Here is a 559-nt window from a genome sequence, read left to right as displayed (position 1 = left end):
TTGCCGATGCTGCCGTTGCCGGCCAGGGCCAATGTCGCGCCTTGCGATACCGCCGTGGCGCCGGTGTGCGTGTTCACACCCGTCAGGGTTTCGGTGCCGGCCGCAATCGCCAGGCCGCCCGAGCCCTGGATACTGCCGGCGAACGTATCGCCGGCATTGGTCAGCGTCAGCGTCTGACCGCCCAGGAGCACGGCACCGGAGCCGGACAGCGTGCGCACCTGCGCGCCGTTGCTGGTCGCGGCGATATCGAGCACGCCGTTGTTGGCGACGCCGCTGGACAGCGCGATGCTGCCGGAGCCGGACAGCGCGAGGTCGCCGTCGTGGCCGATTGACGTGGCGCCCGTATTGGTGTTGGTACCGGCCAGCGTCTCGGTGCCGCCCGCGATCGTCAGGCCGCCCGAGCCGTGGATGCTGCCAGTAAATGTATCGCCGGCATCGGTCAGCGTCAGGGTCTGGCCGCCCAGCAGCACGGCGCCGGAGCCGCCGAGGCTCCGGACCGCCGCGCCGCCCCTGCTGGGCGGAACGTCCACCGTGCCATACGTCTGCACACCGCGGTTGC

Annotated in this window: 1 pseudogene; it reads right to left on the bottom strand. The window is 71.2% G+C overall.

What is annotated here, in order from left to right:
- Positions 1-559: pseudogene (locus tag ACEN88_RS33875) on the bottom strand (autotransporter domain-containing protein); the annotation flags it as partial.

It is taken from the genome of Massilia sp. CT11-108 (assembly GCF_047302915.1).
Lineage (GTDB): Bacteria > Pseudomonadota > Gammaproteobacteria > Burkholderiales > Burkholderiaceae_D > Telluria > Telluria orientalis.
Note: the sequence above shows the minus strand (reverse complement) of the source record. Positions and strands in the feature narration are given on the sequence as shown.